Source organism: Thermus brockianus (genome assembly GCF_001880325.1).
GTDB lineage: Bacteria > Deinococcota > Deinococci > Deinococcales > Thermaceae > Thermus > Thermus brockianus.
Map to the genome: position 1 here is coordinate 596,472 of NZ_CP016312.1, position 18,234 is coordinate 614,705.

General features: G+C 65.8%; 21 protein-coding genes, 1 tRNA gene and 1 pseudogene. 5 read left to right on the forward strand and 18 right to left on the reverse strand.

The genetic code is table 11. From position 1 onward, the window contains the following. Positions 1-84: 84 nt before the first annotated feature. The 17 genes and pseudogenes from ccsA to A0O31_RS03110 all read right to left on the reverse strand — a co-directional run bounded on the left by ccsA (position 85) and on the right by A0O31_RS03110 (position 12,966). On the reverse strand, positions 85-771 hold the full coding sequence (gene ccsA / locus A0O31_RS03030; RefSeq protein WP_071676628.1) for a cytochrome c biogenesis protein CcsA: 687 nt from the start codon (positions 769-771) through the stop codon (positions 85-87). Positions 772-828: 57 nt separating this feature from the next. After that, positions 829-1,494 carry a heme exporter protein CcmB gene (locus A0O31_RS03035; RefSeq protein WP_071677906.1) on the reverse strand — a complete coding sequence of 222 codons (666 nt, stop codon included), beginning with the start codon at positions 1,492-1,494 and terminating at the stop codon, positions 829-831. Positions 1,495-1,535: 41 nt separating this feature from the next. Next, positions 1,536-2,102: an ABC transporter ATP-binding protein gene (locus tag A0O31_RS03040; protein WP_071676629.1), complete on the reverse strand. Its 567-nt coding sequence runs from the start codon at positions 2,100-2,102 to the stop codon at positions 1,536-1,538. Positions 2,103-2,144: 42 nt separating this feature from the next. Then, positions 2,145-2,813, reverse strand: a complete 669-nt coding sequence (gene ccdA, locus A0O31_RS03045; protein WP_071676630.1) for a cytochrome c biogenesis protein CcdA — start codon at positions 2,811-2,813, stop codon at positions 2,145-2,147. A gap of 9 nt (positions 2,814-2,822) precedes the next feature. Further along, the gene (locus A0O31_RS03050; RefSeq protein ID WP_071676631.1) at positions 2,823-3,371 is read right to left on the reverse strand and encodes a c-type cytochrome; all 549 of its coding nucleotides are present in this window, start codon (positions 3,369-3,371) and stop codon (positions 2,823-2,825) included. Further along, positions 3,364-4,647 (reverse strand): sulfite dehydrogenase, encoded by a 1,284-nt coding sequence (gene soxC, locus A0O31_RS03055; protein WP_071676632.1) that lies wholly within the window; start codon positions 4,645-4,647, stop codon positions 3,364-3,366. The genes A0O31_RS03050 and soxC overlap by 8 nt, the downstream gene beginning before the upstream one ends. A 68-nt stretch (positions 4,648-4,715) precedes the next feature. Beyond that, positions 4,716-6,005 (reverse strand): FAD-dependent oxidoreductase, encoded by a 1,290-nt coding sequence (locus A0O31_RS03060; RefSeq protein ID WP_071676633.1) that lies wholly within the window; start codon positions 6,003-6,005, stop codon positions 4,716-4,718. An 11-nt stretch (positions 6,006-6,016) separates the two neighbouring features. Then, on the reverse strand, positions 6,017-6,868 hold the full coding sequence (locus A0O31_RS03065; protein WP_071676634.1) for a translation initiation factor 2: 852 nt from the start codon (positions 6,866-6,868) through the stop codon (positions 6,017-6,019). Further along, positions 6,865-7,296 carry a rhodanese-like domain-containing protein gene (locus A0O31_RS03070; RefSeq protein ID WP_071676635.1) on the reverse strand — a complete coding sequence of 144 codons (432 nt, stop codon included), beginning with the start codon at positions 7,294-7,296 and terminating at the stop codon, positions 6,865-6,867. The genes A0O31_RS03065 and A0O31_RS03070 overlap by 4 nt, the downstream gene beginning before the upstream one ends. A 2-nt stretch (positions 7,297-7,298) precedes the next feature. Continuing rightward, complete coding sequence (soxA, locus tag A0O31_RS03075; RefSeq protein WP_071676636.1) at positions 7,299-8,099, reverse strand: sulfur oxidation c-type cytochrome SoxA; 801 nt, start codon at positions 8,097-8,099, stop codon at positions 7,299-7,301. Positions 8,100-8,102: 3 nt separating this feature from the next. Beyond that, the gene (gene soxX, locus A0O31_RS03080; RefSeq protein WP_071676637.1) at positions 8,103-8,663 is read right to left on the reverse strand and encodes a sulfur oxidation c-type cytochrome SoxX; all 561 of its coding nucleotides are present in this window, start codon (positions 8,661-8,663) and stop codon (positions 8,103-8,105) included. Beyond that, positions 8,660-10,381 carry a thiosulfohydrolase SoxB gene (gene soxB / locus A0O31_RS03085; protein WP_071676638.1) on the reverse strand — a complete coding sequence of 574 codons (1,722 nt, stop codon included), beginning with the start codon at positions 10,379-10,381 and terminating at the stop codon, positions 8,660-8,662. The genes soxX (A0O31_RS03080) and soxB overlap by 4 nt, the downstream gene beginning before the upstream one ends. Beyond that, positions 10,378-10,952: pseudogene (soxX, locus tag A0O31_RS03090) on the reverse strand (sulfur oxidation c-type cytochrome SoxX). The gene soxB and the pseudogene soxX (A0O31_RS03090) overlap by 4 nt, the downstream one beginning before the upstream one ends. A gap of 9 nt (positions 10,953-10,961) precedes the next feature. After that, positions 10,962-11,741 (reverse strand): sulfur oxidation c-type cytochrome SoxA, encoded by a 780-nt coding sequence (gene soxA / locus A0O31_RS03095; protein WP_071676639.1) that lies wholly within the window; start codon positions 11,739-11,741, stop codon positions 10,962-10,964. Positions 11,742-11,785: 44 nt separating this feature from the next. Continuing rightward, positions 11,786-12,112 carry a thiosulfate oxidation carrier complex protein SoxZ gene (gene soxZ / locus A0O31_RS03100; protein ID WP_071676640.1) on the reverse strand — a complete coding sequence of 109 codons (327 nt, stop codon included), beginning with the start codon at positions 12,110-12,112 and terminating at the stop codon, positions 11,786-11,788. A 16-nt stretch (positions 12,113-12,128) separates the two neighbouring features. Further along, positions 12,129-12,581 carry a thiosulfate oxidation carrier protein SoxY gene (soxY, locus tag A0O31_RS03105; RefSeq protein WP_071676641.1) on the reverse strand — a complete coding sequence of 151 codons (453 nt, stop codon included), beginning with the start codon at positions 12,579-12,581 and terminating at the stop codon, positions 12,129-12,131. Next, complete coding sequence (locus A0O31_RS03110; RefSeq protein WP_420855818.1) at positions 12,574-12,966, reverse strand: thioredoxin fold domain-containing protein; 393 nt, start codon at positions 12,964-12,966, stop codon at positions 12,574-12,576. The genes soxY and A0O31_RS03110 overlap by 8 nt, the downstream gene beginning before the upstream one ends. 284 nt (positions 12,967-13,250) lie before the next feature. Between A0O31_RS03110 and cycA the strand changes: the two genes are divergently transcribed. The 5 genes from cycA to A0O31_RS03135 all read left to right on the forward strand — a co-directional run bounded on the left by cycA (position 13,251) and on the right by A0O31_RS03135 (position 16,494). Further along, positions 13,251-13,697: a cytochrome C-552 gene (gene cycA / locus A0O31_RS03115; RefSeq protein ID WP_071676643.1), complete on the forward strand. Its 447-nt coding sequence runs from the start codon at positions 13,251-13,253 to the stop codon at positions 13,695-13,697. A gap of 54 nt (positions 13,698-13,751) precedes the next feature. Then, positions 13,752-14,702 carry an ABC transporter ATP-binding protein gene (locus tag A0O31_RS03120; protein ID WP_071676644.1) on the forward strand — a complete coding sequence of 317 codons (951 nt, stop codon included), beginning with the start codon at positions 13,752-13,754 and terminating at the stop codon, positions 14,700-14,702. Continuing rightward, the gene (locus tag A0O31_RS03125; protein WP_071676645.1) at positions 14,699-15,310 is read left to right on the forward strand and encodes a thiamine diphosphokinase; all 612 of its coding nucleotides are present in this window, start codon (positions 14,699-14,701) and stop codon (positions 15,308-15,310) included. Before A0O31_RS03120 ends, A0O31_RS03125 begins: the two co-directional genes overlap by 4 nt. Before the next feature lie 39 nt (positions 15,311-15,349). Then, positions 15,350-15,425, forward strand: a tRNA-Lys gene (locus A0O31_RS03130). 43 nt (positions 15,426-15,468) lie between these two features. Next, a complete protein-coding gene (locus A0O31_RS03135; RefSeq protein ID WP_071676646.1) occupies positions 15,469-16,494 on the forward strand; it encodes a DUF815 domain-containing protein in 1,026 nt (341 codons plus the stop codon). Here A0O31_RS03135 and A0O31_RS03140 read toward each other — a convergent pair. Beyond that, a complete protein-coding gene (locus A0O31_RS03140) occupies positions 16,491-18,134 on the reverse strand; it encodes a CTP synthase (protein WP_071676647.1) in 1,644 nt (547 codons plus the stop codon). The two genes, A0O31_RS03135 and A0O31_RS03140, sit on opposite strands and share 4 nt — an antisense overlap. Positions 18,135-18,234 lie beyond the last annotated feature (100 nt).

Genomic DNA, 18,234 nt, shown 5'->3' on the forward strand with positions numbered 1-18,234 from the left:
TCCTATAGCGCCAGAAGAGGTAGGCCAGGTAGCCGAAGACCGTGAGGTAGGTGAGGGCGTAGACCCAGGTGACGAAGACCTCGTTCACGCCTCCTCCTTCCTGGCCTCGAGGGCCGCCACCAAAGCCCTAAAGCGCACGAAGCCCAGGTAGAGCAGGGTGAAGACGAGGAGGTTGAAGAGGAGGGCCTGGAGCATGGCGGGGTCCATGTGGATCTTGCCCGTGGTGAGGTCAATGGACTGGGTCTGGTGCAGGCTCCGCCACCACTTCACCGACATGTAGCTGATGGGCACGTTGATGAAGCCCAAAACCCCCACCGCCGCCGCCGCCTTGGCCCGAAGCTCCGGGTCCTCTATGGCCCCCCTAAGGAGGAAGTAGCCCACGTACACGGCGAAAAGGATGGCGGTGGTGGTGAGCCTGGGCTCCCAGGTCCAGTACACCCCCCAGGTGGGGCGGGCCCAGAGCATCCCCGTCACCAAGGCCAGGCCCATGAAGACGAGGCCGATTTCGGCGCTGGCCATGGCCACCCGGTCGTACCGGGGGTCCTGGCGAAAGAGGTAAAGGAGGGAGTAGAGGAAGGTGACGAAAAAGGCCAGGTAGCCAAGCCAAGCCCCCGGCACGTGCAGGTACATGATCCGGGCCAGATAGCCTTGGTTCACGTCCGGCGGGGCGGAAAGGGCCAGGTAGAACCCCACCGGCAAAAGGAGAACCCCTAGGCCCAAGAAGGCCCAGGTGAGGGCATCCGGTCGTTCAGGGTGTGCCGCTTTAAGCATCGCTTGCCTCCACGCACCTAAGCATAGCCGGCCCCCCGGTGAAAAATCTGTGGCCGTCTACCCTTCCATAACCAAGGGGAAAAGCAACGCCCCCGCCGTGAGGTAGACCAGGTCAAAGACCAGGAGGAGTTGCCACCAGGAAGCCACCTCCGCCACGGGAAACCCCTCCAAGAGCCCCACCGTGGCCCTCACCCCCGCCAGGACCACGGGTACCACCAAGGAAAAGAGGAGGAGGGGCAAAAGCACCTCCCTTCCCCTTAGCCGGGCGAGGAGCCCGGCGTAAAAGGTGGCCACGCTGGCGTAGCCAAGCCCCCCCAGGGCCAGGGTGAGGAAGAGGGTAAGGGCCTTTTCCAGGGGCAGATAGAAAAGGCCCGCTGCCAGGAAAAGGGCCAGGGCGGAAAGGGGCAAGAGGAGGAGCATCTGGAAAAGGAGCTTCCCAAAGTAAACCCACTCCTTGCCCCCGGGGGTGAGGAGGAGGTCGTCCAAGGTGGCGTCCTCCACCTCCAGGGCGAAGGCCCGGGTGGAAAGGAGGGTGGCGAGGAAGGCCAAGGCCACCCACAAGACCCCCGGGGCGGCCCGGCGCAACGCCCCCTCCTCCGGGCCCAGGGCCAGGGCCATGACGAAGAGCATCACCGCCAAGAAGGTGAGGGCGGAAAGCACCCCCGCCCGGTCCCGCACCTCAAGGCGCAGGTCCCGGAGGGCAAGGAGCCAGACCCGCCCCACCCCCAAGCCCCCCTTTCCCGGGCGCCCTCGCGTTTCCGCCCTCACGCCGCCCCCAGCCAAAGGACCCGGTCCGCCGCCTCCTCCGCCAGGGCCCGGTCGTGGGTGGCGAGGACCACCCCGCCTCCCTTCCGCCCCTTGCCCAAGGCCTTTAGAAGGAGTTCCCGTCCCTCTGTGTCCAGGGCGGTTTCCGGCTCGTCCAAAAGCCAAAGGTCTGGGGAGAGAAGCTCCAGGCGGGCGAGGGCCAGGCGCTTTTTCATGCCGCTGGAAAAGGCGGCAAGGGGCAGGTCCTCGGGAAGGCCGTACCGGGCCAAGGCCCCTTGCCAGTCCCCTTCCCGGCCGTGGAAGGCCAGGTCGTAAAGGAGGTGCTCCCGGGCGGTGAGGTGGCGGTGGAAGGCGGGGGGGTTGGGGAGGAAAAGCGCCCGCCCCTCCCGCACCACCCGGCCCCGGGTGGGCTTCAAGAGCCCCGCCATGAGCTTCAGGAGGGTGGTCTTGCCCGAGCCGTTGGGCCCGAGAAGGGCCACCACCTCCCCCCGGGCCAGGGTAAAGGTGAGGTCCTTCAGGACCCAGTCCCGGCCAAAGCGCTTGGAAACGGCCTCGAGGCGCAACATGCTCCCCTTCAGTTTAGGGGTATCCCCGGGGGACAAGCGTCCCTAGAGGTACTTCTGCAGCCACTCCGGCGTGATCCGCAGGAAAAAGGTGTTCAGGGCGGAATACGTCCCGGTGAAGAGGAGCACCCCCACCAGCACCAGCACCACCCCGGCGAAAACCTCCACGTAGTGGGAAAGCCGCCCCGCCCGCCTAAGCCACCCCTTGAGCCGTTCGGCGAAGAGGGCCACCAACAAGAAGGGCACGGCAAGGCCCAGGATGTAGGCGAGGAGGAACCCCACCCCACCCCCCACGGCGGTGAGGGTGAGGATGGCCCCCAGGATGGGGCCGATGCAGGGGGTCCAGCCCAGGGCCAGGGTGGCCCCGAGGAGGAAGGCCCCCAAGGGACGGCCCGTCTCCCCTTCGTAGCGGAGGGGAACCCCCCACTTGGGTCTCAGGCCCAGCATGTAAAGCCCGAAGAGGACCAGGACCACCCCCCCTATGCGGGCCAGGGTCTGGCGGTGCTCAAAGAGGAGCCCCCCAAGGAGGGTAAAGGGAAGCCCCAGGAGAAAAAACACCGCCCCAAAGCCCAAAACGAAGAAGAGGGCGTTGAAAAGGGGGCGCCCCCTTTCCCCCCCCAGGTAAAAGAGGTAGGTGGGCACCAGGGGAAGCACGCACGGGGAGAGGAAGGAGAGCACCCCCGCCAAAAAGGCTGCGCCTAGGGAAAGGGTCATGCCTCCATCCTAGGGCAGGGTGAGCCAGGGGAAGCGGCGCTTGGTCTCCGGGTCCACGTCCAAAAGCTCCCGGGCCGGCATGCGCACCTGGGGCAGGGTCTTCTGGTTGATGGGCTCGTCCGCCTCAATGATGCCGTTCATGTAGAGGAGGAAGGCCACCAGGTGGTAGACCTCCTCGTCCGTGAGGGTTCCCGGGGCCCCGAAGGGCATGGCCCGGCGGATGTAGTCGTAAAGGGTGGTGGCGTAGGGCCAGTAGTTGCCGATGGCGTACTCCACGGGCTCCGTGTCCGGGGTGATGGGGAAGGGCTCGGCCACCAGGCGGTTAAAGGGGTAGCCCTCCCCCCTGGCCCCGTGGCAAGAGGCGCACTTCTCGGCGTAGATGCGCTCCCCCTCCGCCACCTTTCCCTCCCCCGGGGGAAGCCCCCGGCCATCGGGCAGGACCACGGGCCTCAGGTCGTACTGGGCGGCGAGCTCCTCGGAAATGGGGGTGCCGAGGCCGTAGCGCGCCCCCAGCGCCAAACCCAAAAGAGCCACCACGAAGAAGACCTTCTTAGCCATCAAACACCTCCCCGTCGCACCCACCCACGGGGCCCACGGCCCGCACGCCCAGGGGCCTATCCCCGTTGACCACCCGGCCATCGGGCAGGATACGCCAGGCCTGGATGGCGTTGTAGTGGTAGCGGTTGTTCTTGCCCCAACGCCGGAAGAACTCCTCCCGGGTGGGCTGGGTGTTGCCCTTCTCGTCCCAGGCCCGGCTCCAAAGCACCACCTCCTCGCCCCGCCACTGCCAAGGCATCTTGAAGCGGACGAAGGCGTAGCGCTCCACGGGGGCCTCGAGGGTGGCCTGCCGCCAGGTCCTGCCCTCGTCCAAGGAGATCTCCACCTTGGTGATGCGGCCAAAACCGCTCCAGGCGAGGCCCCTAATCTCGTGGAAGCCCGGCTTGATCACCTGCCCCCCCGAGGGGTAGGTGACGATGGACTGGGGCTCCATCACCCAGGTGAAGGCGAGGACCTTGCCGTCCGCCATGACGTCCGTGTACTCGCTGGTTTCGTCCTTGGCCATGGCGGGCTGGTCCGTGACCAGGATACGCCTCAGCCACTTCACCTGGATGCTCCCCTCCCAGCCCGGCACCACCAGGCGCACGGGATAACCCTGCTCGGGGCGCAAGGCCTCCCCGTTTTGCGCATAGGCCACCAGGACGTCCTCCATGGCCTTCTCCAGGGGCAGGGAGCGGGTGTACATGGCGGCGTCCATGCCCTCGGGGATAAGCCACCTGGCCCCCGGCTTCACCCCCGCCTCCTTGAGGAGGAGGGCCAGGGGTACCCCGGTCCAGCTGGCGTTGGAGGCGAGGCCCCGGCTCCGGGTAGCGGTGAGGTTGGGGTCTGGGGGTTCCCGGTAGCCGTTTTGCCCGTTGCCGGCGCACTCAATGAAGTAGGTGCGGGTCACGGAGGGAAAGCGCTTGAGGTCCTCCAAGGTGAAGACCAGGGGCCTTTCCACCATCCCGTGGATCACCAGGCGGTAGCTTTTGGGGTCCACCTGGGGCACCCCGGCGTGGTGGCGCTCAAAGTGGAGGCCGTTGGGGGTGATGACCCCCTCCAGCCGCTCCAAGGGGGCGAAATCCGCCCCCGAGTGGCGGGTGCGCAGGTTGGGGGAGATGTAGCGCACCACCCCTTCCTCAAAAGGGCTTCGGCTCCCGTACTCGGAAAGGGGAGCCCCCAGGGTCTTGGTAGGGGCGAAGGTCTCCTCGTCCCAAGGGGGTGTCTGGGCCCTGGCCTTGAGGAAGCCGAAGAGGCTTCCTGCCCCCAACAGCCGGAAAAACTTCCTTCGGTCCATATACCCTCCCATCGTATCGTTCAGGCGCAAGAAAAACCCGCCCCCCTAGGGGGGCGGGAACGAAGGCTTCAGGCGGGGCCGAACATGTCGTTCCAAATCCCCGTGGCCCAGCCAAAGGCCGCTTGGCCGTTGGCCTGGGAGCGCTGGTTGTCCACGGCGCTTTGGGCCCGGATCTGCCTGGCCGCCTCGTCCCAAGAGTAGTTGGCGGAGACCCAGATGGCCTCCTCGGAGTCCACGAAGGAGTAGCAGATGTTCTGGGGAAGCTCGGGGGGGATTTCCGCCAGGGGCTTGCCCCGAAGCCTTTCCGCCAGGTGCCGGGCCACGATGGTGCCGGAGACGTAGGCCACCATGCCGCTTTTGGGGTAAGGGGTGTTGCCGGTGATGTCCCCCACCAGGTAGATGCGGTCGTCCTGCTCGGAGAGGAAGTAGGGGATGCGCACGTTGGCCCAGCGCTCCCCAAGCCCCGCCACCCGGACAAGCTCCCCCGCCTTCATGGGGGGGATGATGTTGGCAAGGGTAAAGGGCACCTCGCCCAGCTCTGTAAGCACCCGTTTCTTCTCGTAGTCCAGGCCCGTGATGCGGGTGTTGGGCACATACTCCAGGTAGTCCTTGTAGAGCTCGTTGTAGGCGGCGAGGAAGCCCGGGGCCTTGGAAACGGGCTGGGGATTGGCGTCCAGGACGATGAGCTTGCCCTTCACCCCCTTGCTCTTAAGCCGCCAGGCCAGCATGGCCGCCCGCTCGTAGGGGCCCGGGGGGCAGCGGTAGGGAGGGGTGGGAATGTACATGACGAGCTCGCCCCCCGTCTCGTCAAACTGGTCCAGCATGCGCCTTAGGGCGATGTGCTCAAAGGGCTTAAAGCCCACGGGCAGGAGGTGCTTGGCCTCGGCGTAGCCGGGGATGGCCTCGTACATGTAGTCAATGCCGGGGGCAAGCACCAGGAAGTCGTAGGCCAAGTAACCGCCCGTGGTCCGCACCAGGCGGCGGTCGCGGTTGATGTCCAAGACCTTCTCCTGGACAAAGATCACCCCGTCCTTGACCACATTGGTGTAGTCAAAGACGAGCCACTCCAAGGGCTTGACCCCCGCCAGGAAGAGGTTGGACATGGGGCAGGACATGAAGATGGGCTTCTGCTCCACCAGGACCACCTCCACGTCCACCCCCGACTGGGCGAGCTTCCGCGCCACCGTGGTCCCGCCCCAGCCGCCCCCGATGACCACCACCCGGGGCTTGCGGGTCCGGGGGAGCAGGGTAGCGGGGCGGGCGTAGAACTCCTGGGCGAAGGCCTTGCCCCCTAAAGCCCCGGCCGCCGCCAGGGCAGCCCCCGTCTTCAGAAGATCCCTCCGGTTCACCTTTCCCATAGCTCCCTCCTCTATTGGCCAGGGCGGTAGGGCTCCCCGCCCACGGCTTCCAGGATGCCCGTCATCACCTGCCTGGCCTCTTGGAGCATTGTAACCGCTGGCGAGCCCATGACCCCGGGCATGATGGTCATGAGCATGGGCTCAATGGCCCCCACCAGCACATCAGGGCCCATCTGCATGGCGAAGAAGCGGCAAGGGGCGGCGAAACCGCCGGCGGGCTGGGTGAGGAACATGATCCGGGCCCACTCGCTCTTGCAGGGCATGATCACGGTCACCGGGCCTACCTTCACGTTGGGCAAGAGGTTGAGGCCGGCGGAGGTGAGTTCGGTCTCCACCATGAGGACCACGTCCTCCACCTTGGCCCCCCGCACCCGGTAAAGGAGGGCGGGCATCATGCCGCTACCGGGGTCCGGCATCATGGCCGGCGAGACCTTGCGCACCAGGCCGAGCCGGCCCAAGGCCGCCTCGAGGCGCCAGGTGAGCCGTTCCACCTGGCCCCCGTAGACCCCGAGCATGCTGAATAGGAGCCTTCCGTCAAAGGTGCCCACCAGGTACTTATCCCCTTCCCCGATGATGTAGACCGTGGGGGGCAGGACGATGGCCGCCATGGGGTTCTTGCTCACCGCCTCCAGGCTCCCCTGCTCCGGCTTCAGAACCACCAGGCGGTAGTCCGGGAAGCCCGGGCCCGTGACCTGGCGCACCTGCTCCCCCAGGTTCAAGACCCGGTCGGGCTCCAGGCCCACCCCCTTCAGGGCCTCCAGCACCCGGGCTTCCACGCTTTCCAAGCTGCCCTGAACCTGCACCACCAAGGACTGGGCCAAGGAGAGGCCCAACGCCACCACCAGTGCCAATACCTTTTTCATGTTCCTCCCTCCACTTCCAGGCCGGCGTCCAGCCAGCCCTTGAACCCGTGGGCGATATTCTTAGCGTTTTTGTAGCCAAGAGCTTGCAAAAAGGCCGCCACCACCGCAGAAACGCTCCCCGAGTTGCAGTAAACGAGGATGAGGGCCTCCTTGTCCTTGGGGAGCTCCGCCAAGCGGTCCGGCACCTCGCCGGCGTAGATGTGCACGGAGCCCGGGATATACCCCCTTTTCCGCTCCTCCGCCGTGCGCACGTCCAGGATGAAGGGCTCAAAGAGGAGGAGGTCCTTGGCCTCGGTGGGGTAGACCAGGTAGCTCGCCGGGGGCACGCCTTTCAGAAAGGCCCCAAAGGCCCTCACCCAGTCCTCCCCTTCCCCCCGGGCCTGGAGGAGGAAAAGGGGCAAAAGGGCAAAGAGGTGGCGGCGGCGCATGGCTAGCGGGTGAAGAAGGGCAACTCCTCAAAGGAGTGCCCGGCTTTGGTAGCCTCGGCCAGCATGTACAGGGTAAGGGCAATGTAGGGCTCGGAGTAGAACTCGGGGGCGGGAATGGCGATGGACTCGTAGCAGAAGGCGATGCGGTCCTCCATGGTGTAGAGCTTGTCCGCCTCAAAGCGGTAGGCGGGCCACTCGTTCCCTAGGCCCTCCTTGGGGCTCCGCACCGGGGAAAGCCGCACCCGCCGCCCGGCGTACTGGTCGTGGCAGACGGCGCAGCTCATGTCCCGGGCCCCCGCCCGCTGGTACCAGAGCTCCCGCCCCAGGTTGTACATGGCAAGCTCCACCGGGTGCTTGGGAACCACCTGAATCTTGGCCTTGGAGGAGAAGGAAGCGATGTAGGCGGTAATGGCCTTCACCTCGTCCCGCTTAATCTCTTCGGGTTTAAAGCCCTGCACCCGTTGCATGCAGGTGTAGACCCGGGTTTCCAGGTCCTCCACCCGCTTGGTGTCCGGGAAGTACTTGGGCAAGATGGCGTAAACCCCTTCCAAGACCCCAGGGCCTTTGCCGAAGTCGCAGGCCTCGAGGGTCTTGCCGCTTGGGCCTTTACGGAAGAAGAGCTCCTTGCCCTCCTCCACGAAAAGCTCCCCCGGCAGGACCCCGAAGGTTTCCAGGTACATCTGCCGCTGGCGCATGGCCTCCTCAAAGGGGTCCAGGGGCTTCTGCCCTTGGGTGTAGGCCCAAAACCCTCCAAGGACGCCCAAGGCCGCAAGACCCAGAAGGAGAAGTCGTTTCCTCCGCACGGCTCACCTCCGGTTGATGGGGGACTCGGGGTCCAAGAGGAAGGCCACCAGATCGGCGGTTTCCTCCGGGGTGAAAAGCCCATGGACCCCGCCCCGGTACATGAGGGAGCAGGGGACGAAGGCCCAGGCGTTGTAGATCTTCTCGTAGGTGTAGCGCACCACCGCCTCTGCGGTGCCCCGCTGGCCGTAGCCCGTGAGGCTTGGCCCCATGGTGCCGTGGGCCACCTCGTTGGGGTCCCCGGCGTGGCAGGCGTAGCAGTTGCCCCGCCTGGGATCGGTGAAGACCTTCTCCCCGTTTTTCCAATCCCCCATGAGCTTCCCGTTGGCCGGGTACTTAATCAGGGCCTTCTGCTCCGCCAAAAACTGCGGGATGAGGTCCGGGGGAAGCTTGTCCCGGTACTGGGAGCAAAGGGCCTGGGCCTTGTCCTGGGAAAGCATGACCTGGGCGAACTCATGCCCTCCCGAGTGTAGGGCGGCCTCGAGGCGGGCTCGGAAAGGACCCGCCTGGGCAAGGACGAGGCCGAGAAGGATAAGCCCTAGCGCCGCAATGCCTATTCGCTTCATCCCATCACCTCCGGTATCCGGTAGTTACGGCCCAACACCTTCACGTTGGGCTCGGGCACCACCCTGACCCGCCCAACCCCCTTCAGGTACTCCTCCAGTACGGCATAGATGGGCCTGGGCTCGTGGCCCGGCTTGGCCTCCCCAAGCCGCTGGAGCCTACCCCCATAGGCCGCCACCAGATAACGGCGGTCCGGCTCCAAAGCCTTACCCCCCACGGACACCTCCCGCACCCGCTTGCCCGTGGGGGCGTCGGGGTCCAGGACGTAGGAAAGGCCAAAGGTCCGGCTCACATCCCCCCCTTGCTGGTAGAAGGGGTCAGGGGTAAAGACGTTGCTGGCGATGTCCTCCAAAACGCTCTGGATTTGCGCCCCCCGCAAGTAGAAGAGGTAAAGCTCGGGATAGGTGAAGCCGGTGTAGGCGTAAAGGTGGTCCCGGGTAATGGCCTGTCCCGGGAGCAACGTGGTGCCCCAGCGCACCGCCGGGCTAAAGACCACCTCCACCTCCGGATAAAGGGCCCTTACCGCCTGACCCACCAGCTGGTCCCAGGTGGAGTACAGGGTATCCCGCTTGTAAAGGAGGGTTTCCGTAACGGCTAAGGGCGCAAAGAGGTGCTCCCGGTGCGGGGCTACCTTTTCCCTAAGCCACGCCTCCACGTCCTCCGCCTTGGGCAGGTGGTCCGCCAAAACGGGCAGGACCCGCACCCGGAGGTTGGCGAGGCCGCCTTTCCTCAGCTTTAGGTCCAACCGCATCAGGGCTTTGCCGGCGGCGCTTCCCGCCACGATCCAGGTCTTGCCCACCCGCCAGGGCAAAGGGGTCAGGTCGTGGGTATGGCCGGAAAGGATCAGGTCAATGCCCCGGATGCGCTCCGCCAAGGCGGCGTCCAGCTGCATGCCTTGGTGGGAGAGGAGGACCACGGCGTCCGCCCCCTCGGCCCGGGCGGCGTCCACCGCCTCCTGCAGGCGCTTCTCGTCCAGGGCAAAGGAAAGCCCCTCGGTCAAGCTTTCCGGGTGGGATACCTTCACGTACGGGTAGGCCGCCCCCACCACGGCCAAGGTGTAGCGGCCTGCGGGATGGAGCCGGTAGGCGGGGAAAAGGGGGTCGCCGAAGAGTTCGTCCACCACGTTATAGGCCAGGTGCTCCCCGCGGAATTGCCCCAAAAGGGCCTCCACCCGCTCCCGCCCCAAGGTCCACTCCCAGTGGGAGGTCATGTGGTCTACCCCCGTGAGGTTCTGCCACTCCACCAGGGCTTCCCCTTGGGTGAGAAGGGAAAGGCCGGAGTTGGTCCAGGTATCCCCCCCGTCCAGGACCAGGACCTTGGCCCCTTCCGCCTCCGCCCGGGCCTTTTGGTCGCGGATGAGGGCGGTGAGGGCGGAAAACCCCCCTATAGGGCCGAAGGCGCGGGCAAGGGCCACAAAGTCCAGGTGGGAGAGCAGGTACGCAAGGGGCGTTCCCCTCCCCACCCCGTAGTAGCGGAGAATGGCCTCCCCCGTGAGGTAACCGGGCCGCCCCATCAAGGCCTTGGGGGCGATGAGATTAGGGGGCTCCATGAAGTAGTGAGGAAAGGCTTGGGCGTGGAGGTCGGAGAAGTAAAGGAGGGTGGCCTCCCCATAGGGGGGAAGCTCGTAGAGGCGGGCCGGGTTTTCCAATACCTGGGCGAGGGCCTTGGGCCCCAAGCCCGCAAGGGTGGAGAGGAGAAAAAGGACGTCCCTACGGTTCATCTAGACCCCACCGCCGGCTTGGTGTTGAACTCGGATTCCGGGTCCAAAAGGTAGGCCACCACGTCAGCGATCTCCTCGGGGCTAAGAAGGCCTTGGGCGCCGAAGCGGTACATCACCGTGCAGGGGAAGTAGGCCCACGCGTTGTAAATCACCTCATACGTGTAGCGCTGTACCGCTTCCGATTGGCCCCTCTTAAGCCCATACTTCTCCAAGCTGGGCCCCACGTCCCCCCAAGGTGTACCGGGGATCCGAAGTGGCAGGAGAAGCAGTTGGCCTTTTGCAGGTTGTTGAAGATGGCCCCGCCCTTCTTCCAGTCCCCCATTAGCCTCCCGTTCTGCGGGTACTTGATGAGGGCCCGCTGCTCCTCCAGGAACTGGGGTAGGAGGTCGGCAGGTAGGCGGTTTCGGTGGAGGGAACAAAGGGCCTGGTCCGGGCGCTGGTTTTGGAAGACCCCCGCGTAGGCCTTACCCCCGCTTTGAATGAGCTGAAGCTCCTTCTCGCTAAAGTAGCGCTGGGCCAAGCCCCAAGCTACCAAGGAAAGAACCGAGAGGACCAAAATAGCCTTCTTCATGCTCCCTCCTCACCGCACAAAAGCGGGCCACTCCTCCACCACCGCCCCGTTGTTGTGATAGGCCAGGAAGAGCTCCAAGGCGAGGATGGGCAAAGAGTAGAGGTCCGGCTGGGGGTGGGCGATGTTGCCGTAGCAGGCCCGGATGCGGTCCTGCATGGTCCAGGTCTGGTCGTTGGAGTAGCGGTACGCAGGCCAGTGGGTCCAAGACTGATCCTTGCCCAGCACGTCGGCGTAGGGCAGGACGCCAGCCCGCTTGCCCACGTAGGTCACGTGGCAGGTGGCGCAGCCCACATCCCTGGCCCCGGTGCGGGCGTAGAAGAGCTTCTCCCCGAGGGCATAAAGCTCCTTCTCCTGGGGGAAGAGGAGGCGGACGTTAATCCTATGGCCTGTGGACTTGCTGGCGATGTAAAAGGCCACCGCCACCACCTCGGACCGCTTCACCGCTTCCCTTGGGAATCCCTGCACCTTGGTCATGCAGGTGAGGATGCGGTGATCCAGGTCCTCCACCCGGCCCGTGTCCAGGAAATAGCGGGGAAGCCGGGCTGCTGCCCCTTCCAAGACCCCTTTTCCCAGGCCGAAATCGCATTCGGCCATGGTCTTGCCGCTAGGGCCTTTCCGGTGGAAAAGCTCCTCACCCTGCTGGACCACGAGCTCCGTGGGCAGGATGCCTGCGGTCTGGAGGAGGAGCTCCTTTTGCCTTTTGGCCTCCTCCCGGGGGTCTACCTCTTGGGCCAAGCCAAGGAGCAAAAGAAGGGCCGCACCTACCACCCACCACGCCTTGGGCCGCATATATCCACCTCCATAAAGGCGCCCGGGAATCCGGGCGCCTTGCCTTAGGCCAGCTCCAGCTTGACCTGAGCCTCCCCCGTGTCGCCGCTGGTGTCCTTAAGCTTCACCGTGAAGGTCCCCGGCTTTTCCGCCTTGAACTTGAAGCCGTAAAGGGGGTTGGCGCTGGTGGAGGGGCCAGGCCGGGCCTCCGCCACCTTTTCCCCTTCAAAGTAGACCTCCACCAGGTTGATGTAATTGGCGGGGATGAGGTTACCCTGGGCATCCCGGCGGGTGCCAGGTTCGTTGGGATGCTGGGCTACCGCCTGGAGCCGGAACTCCTCTCCCGCCTTGGGCTTGGCCGGGGTCAGGCGAACGATGGTGCGGATGGGCATCTTCTACCTCCTTTCCTTAACCGCAGCCCCCCACGGTAACGCGGGTGCTGGCCGAGGCCAGAAGCAACTTGCCGTCGGCGGTCTCCACCACGGCCCGGACAGCGGTGGTCTCCGCCAGGCGGACCCGGGTGGCGTAGTAGGGAAGGGCCTTCATGGGCATGAAGGTCACCAACCGGGGCGTGGGGTTCTTGTCGGCGAAGAGGTGGATGGCCTTGACCTGATTGGAGGGCAGGCTCACCTCCACCTCGGCGGGCACGTTGGCCCCGCTTTCGGCGATGGCGGGCATGGTGAGCTTCACCAGGTTGGAGGGGGTGAGGTCCTTGAAGCCCTTGCCCAAGGCCTCCTGTAAGGCCTTCTCCAGGTTGGCCAGGTCCTCCCCTTCCAGCCCTTGGGCCATGGCCGGTAGCCCCGCCACGGCGAGGGCGGAAAGGGCCACACCGGTTGCCTTCAAAAAAGCTCGCCTATTCACACACACCTCCCTTGGCGCACATCTGGCGCAACTCCATGAGGAACTGCGCCCGGGGCCGGCTGCCAAAAAACCGGCCCACCTCTTCCCACGCCCCCTTCCTGGGGACGAGGAAGACAAAGGTGGGGGTGCCCGGCACGCGGAAGCGCCGGGCCAGGTCCTGCCCCTCCGGGGTTTCCGTGCCCACGGAGGCCACCACGAAGCGCTCCTCCAAAAGGCGGCTTACCCCAGGATCGGAGAGGACAAAGGTGTTCATCTGGTCGCAGTAGGGGCAGTGGGGGCTATGGAAGTACACCATGAGGACCCGGGTGTGCTCCTGGGCCAGGACCTGGGCCTCACGGAAGGGATACCAGCGGCCAAAATCCGGCGCGGCCAAGGCCAGGCCCATCAGCAGCGTCAGCCAAAGTACCCGGTACGCGTACATACTTTACACCGCCTCGGTACACCCAAGGACATTTGTACCTTACCAGGTTTACCAGCTAAAAATCAAGGGGTAGTTACACACGCTAGAGCAATCCTTCACATTATACCCCGTGTAATAGTGCATATAAGAAGTGGAAACGCATACCCCTCTCCCGTAAAGCGCCTTGGGCGCAGAGCTTAAGGTTTCCTAAAGGCATCCCCCTTGACGGGCTTGAAGGGACAAACTACCCTATACCCCGGAGGGTAAAGATGAAGCGGACCCTTATCGCTCTCCTCCTTCTCGGCGGCCTGGCCTTGGCCCAGGCGGACGGCGCTAAGCTTTACGCCCAGTGCGCAGGTTGCCACCAAGCCAATGGCCAAGGCCTGCCCGGGGCCTTCCCGCCCCTTGCCGGCCACGTGGCGGAGATCCTCGCCAAACAGGGGGGGCGGGAGTACCTGATCAAGGTCCTCCTTTGGGGCCTCCAGGGGCAGATTGAGGTCAAGGGGATGAAGTACAACGGGGCTATGCCCGGCTTCAATGGGCTCAAGGACGAGGAGATCGCCGCCCTTCTCAACCACATCGCCACCGCCTGGGGGGATGACAAGAAGGTCCAGGGCTTCAAGCCCTTCACCGCCGCCGAGGTTAAGGCCTTGCGGGACAAGAAACTCACCTCCCAACAGGTGCTGGAGGAGCGGAAGAAGCTGGGGCTCAAGTAAGGAGCCTGGGTGGGCCCGGGGCCTAAAGGCCCTGGGCCTTGCTTTAATGGAGGGGTGCTTGCCCTCGCTTTGGCAAAGGGCTTTCCCGGGTTTCGCCTGGAGGTGAGCCTGGAGGTAAGGGAAGGGGAGGTTCTGGCCCTCCTAGGCCCCTCGGGAAGCGGCAAGAGCACCTTGCTCCGCCTGGTGGCCGGGCTCCTCACCCCGGACCGGGGCTACGTGCGCCTAGGCCCCCTGGACCTCACCCCTCTGCCCCCCGAGAGGCGGGGGGTGGGTTTCCTCTTCCAGGACTACGCCCTTTTCCCCCACCTCACCGTGGCGGAGAACATCGCCTTTCCCTTGGTGGAGGCCCGCTGGCCCCGGGAGAAGCGGGAAGGGCGGGTGCTGGAACTCCTTCGCCGCATGGAGCTCACCCCCCATGCCGGGAAGCGCCCCGAGGCCCTTTCCGGTGGGGAAAAGCAGCGGGTGGCCTTAGCCCGAGCCCTGGCGGCAAGGCCCCGGCTTCTCCTCCTGGACGAGGCCTTGGGGGCCTTGGACTTAAGGCTCAGGGAAGAACTCCTTTTCTTCCTGCGGAAAACCCTACGGGAGGAAAAGATCACCACCCTCCTCGTGACCCACGACCAGAAGGAGGCCTTCCTCCTCGCCCACCGGGTCGCCCTTCTACGGGAGGGCCGGCTTGTGCAGGTGGGCCGGCCCGAGGAGGTGTACGCCCGGCCCAAGGATGCCTGGACCGCCCGCTTCCTGGGGCATAAAAACCTCCTTGGCCCCGAGGAAAGCGCCCGCCTGGGCCTACCCCCTAAGGTCCACCTCCTCCCTCCTAGGGCCCTCTCCTTGGGTGGAGCGTGGCGGGGCGTGGTGGCGGAAAGGCTCTTCTACGGGGGGCGGGTGGGGCTATGGGTGCGGCTGGAAGGGCTACGGCTTTACCTCGAGGCCCCCGAAGGCCCGGAAGAGGGCGAGGCGGTGGGGCTCCACCTGGACCTCGCACAGGCGGTAGCCTTGGAGGGATGAGGCGCTTCGCCCTCTTCCTGGGAGGCCCCCTTCTGGTTAGCGAGGCCCTGCGGGAAAGGCTCAAGGGTTTCCGCTTCCTGGCGGCGGACTCGGGGGGAAGGCACGCCCTGGCCTTGGGGTTCACCCCGGAGGTTTGGCTTGGGGACTTTGACTCAAGCCCCCCTTGGCTCCAGGAGGCCCTCGCCGCCCCCAAGGAGGTGTTGCCCCGGGAAAAGGACCTCACGGACGGGGAAGCCCTCCTGCGGAAGGCCCTAGCCCTGGGGGCGGAGGAGGTGCTCCTGCTTGGGGGGATCGGGGGGAGGCTGGACCACACCCTGGCGCACCTGGCCCTGGCCTTCGCCCTGGCGGAAAGGGGGGTGAGGGTGGCCCTCACGGACGGGCTCACCTGGGCCTACCCCCTCCTTCCCGGGGAACACGCCTTCCCCTTGGGGGCGGGTACCCCCTTTAGCCTCGTCCCCTTCCTCGAGGCCACCCTGGCCCTGGAAGGGGCCCGCTTTAACCTTCCCCCAACCCCCTTGGCGGCCACCGCCCGCACCTTGGAGAACGAGGCCCTGGGGGAGGTGCGGGTGGTGGTGCTGGCGGGGCGGGCGGTGCTCTACGTCTATTGACAGGGGAAAAAGGGGGGGCTACACTAGCTTTTGGCGTTTGGGCCGCTAGCTCAACCGGTAGAGCAACCGACTCTTAATCGGTGGGTTACAGGTTCGAGTCCTGTGCGGCCCACCAGAAGACCCCCGGGGAAACCCGGGGGGTTTCTTATCATGGGCCCATGGACCATCCCAAGACCCCCTTAGACCTCCTGTCCCTGGACCTCCCGGAGGGGGAACCCTGGGGCTACGCCCTGGCCCAGGCTCTCCTCAAGGCCCCTTGGGCCTTCCGCGCCCTAAGGCCCACCCCGGGGCTTTTGGACCTCATCCGACTGGACCTGGAGGCCCTCTACCTGGAACTGGAGCGTCTGCGGCAGGAATACCCTTTGGGAAACCTAGGGGAGCGCCCACCCCACCCGGCGGAGGAGGGGGCGCTTCGGGCCCTTCTCGCCCGCGACCCCCTCGCCCTGGTGGAGGTCCTAAGGGCCCACGGGCCTTGGCCTTTCGCCCTCTACCGCGCCTTCCGCTTTGACGGGGAGGTGCACCCCCTTCCCTCCCCCCGCCTCCCCCGGGAGGATGAGCTCGTGGGCTACGAGGCCCAGCGCCAGGCCCTGGAGGAAAACGCCCGGCGCTTCCTCTCGGGCAGGCCCGCCCTCCACACCCTCCTCTACGGGGCGCGGGGCACGGGGAAAAGCACCGCCGCCAAGGGGCTTTTGCGCTTGGAAGGGGCCCGGATGGTGGAGGTGGAGCCCCGGGCGCTTTCCCGGCTAGAAACCCTTCTGGAAACCCTCGCCCTCCTCCCCCACCGCTTCTTCCTCTTCCTGGACGATCTCTCCCTGGACCCCGACGGCGAGGCCTTCCACCACCTAAAGGCCCTGTTGGAGGGGAGCCTGGAGGGCCCTCCGGAAAACGTCCTCCTCGTCGCCACCTCCAACCGCCGCCACCTGGTAAGGCGCTTAGGGGAAAACCCCTTGCCCGGGGAGGCCCCCGAGGCCTGGGACGCCCTTCAGGACACCCTGGCCCTTTCCGAGCGCTTTGGCCTCGTCCTCACCTTCCCGCCCTTTGACAAGGCCCTTTACCTCAAGGCGGTGGCCCACCACCTGGGCCGGCCCCTCAGGGGGCAGGAAGAGGAGGAGGCCCTCCGCTTCGCCCTGCAAAAGGGGTTTTCCGGCCGGGTGGCCCGGCAGGCGGCAAGCCTCCTCCGCTAGCCGTGGCGCAGGGCCGCCTCCACGAAGCCGGCGAAGGGAGGGGAAGGGCGCATGGGGCGGCTTTTGAACTCGGGGTGGCTCTGGAGGGCCACGAAGAAGGGGTGGTCCCTGAGCTCAATGGCCTCCACCAGCCCCGCCCCCCGGCCCCGCATCCCCGGGGTGATGGCGGAGATGACGAGCCCGGCCCGCTCCAGCTGGTCCACGTAAAGGGGGTTCACCTCGTAGCGGTGGCGGTGGCGCTCCATGGCCTCCTCCTTGCCGTAGAGGCGGCGGAGGAGGGTGCCTTCCCGGATGCGCATGGGCCAGTCGCCGAGGCGCATGGTCCCCCCTAGGCCCTCCACCTCCAGCTGCTCCGGCATGAGGTCAATCACGGGGTGGGGGGTGTAGGGGTCAAACTCCGTGGAGTTGGCCCCCTTAAGCCCCGCCACATGGCGGGCGAACTCAATCACGGCGATCTGGAGGCCCAAGCAGATGCCCAGGTAGGGGATTTTCCGCTCCCGGGCGTACTGGGCCGCCCGCACCTTGCCCTCAATCCCCCGCACGCCAAAACCTCCGGGCACCAGGATGCCGGAAACGTCGGCGAAGGCCTCGTCCAGGTCCCCGGCCTCCAGGGCCTCGGCGTCCACCCACTTCACCTCCACCCGGGCCCGGTTCTTGATGCCCGCGTGCTTCAGGGCCTCGAGGAGGGAAAGGTAGGCGTCGGGCATCTTCACGTACTTGCCGGCGATGGCGATGCGCACCGTGCGCTCGGGATGCTTCAAGACCCTCACCGCCTCCTGCCAGAAGGAGAGGTTGGGGAAGACGGGCTCAAGCCCCAAGGCCTTCTCCACCGCCCGGCCCAGGCCCTGCTCCTCCAGAAGGAGGGGTACCTCGTAGAGGTGCTCCACGTTGGGGCTGGAGAAGACGTGCCCGGGACGGACGTTGGTGAAGAGGGCCACCTTTTTCCTCACCTCCTCAGGCACGGGCTTCACCGAGCGCAAGACGATGGCGTCGGGCTGGATGCCCACTCCCCTTAGGGTGGCCACGGAGTGCTGCGTGGGCTTGGTCTTGAACTCCTCGCTGGTTTCCAGGTAGGGGACCAGGGTGAGGTGGATGTAGAAGGTGTTCTCCTCCCCTTCGTCAAAGCGGAACTGGCGGATGGCCTCCAGAAAGGGGAGGCTTTCAATATCCCCCACCGTGCCCCCCACCTCCACCACCACCACCTCCGCCCTCTGCTCCTCCGCCACCTTGCGGATGCGGTCCTTGATCTCGTCGGTGATGTGGGGGATGACCTGGACCGTCTGGGAGAGGTACTCGCCCCGGCGCTCCTTCTGGATCACGGACAGGTAGACCTGGCCCGTGGTGAGGTTGTTCCCCCGGGAGAGGTCCATGTCCAAAAAGCGCTCGTAGTGGCCGATGTCCAGGTCGGTTTCGGCCCCGTCGGCGGTGACGAAAACCTCCCCGTGCTCGTAGGGACGCATGGTGCCCGCATCCACGTTCACGTAGGGGTCAATCTTGATGGCCGTGACCCGGTACCCCCGGGCCCGGAAAAGGGCCCCCAGGGAGGAGGTTAGGATCCCCTTCCCCAGGCTAGACACCACGCCCCCGGTGACGAATACGTACTTCCTGGGCCTTTTTGGGCTATCGGAAACCCCGTTCACGGGACTTTAGCCTACCACATCTGGCGGAAGGGCTTGGTTTGTGGTAGAGTCTTCTTTGGCGTTCTTGCGGGGTCCCCCGATCCCCCGGCAAGAACTTTCA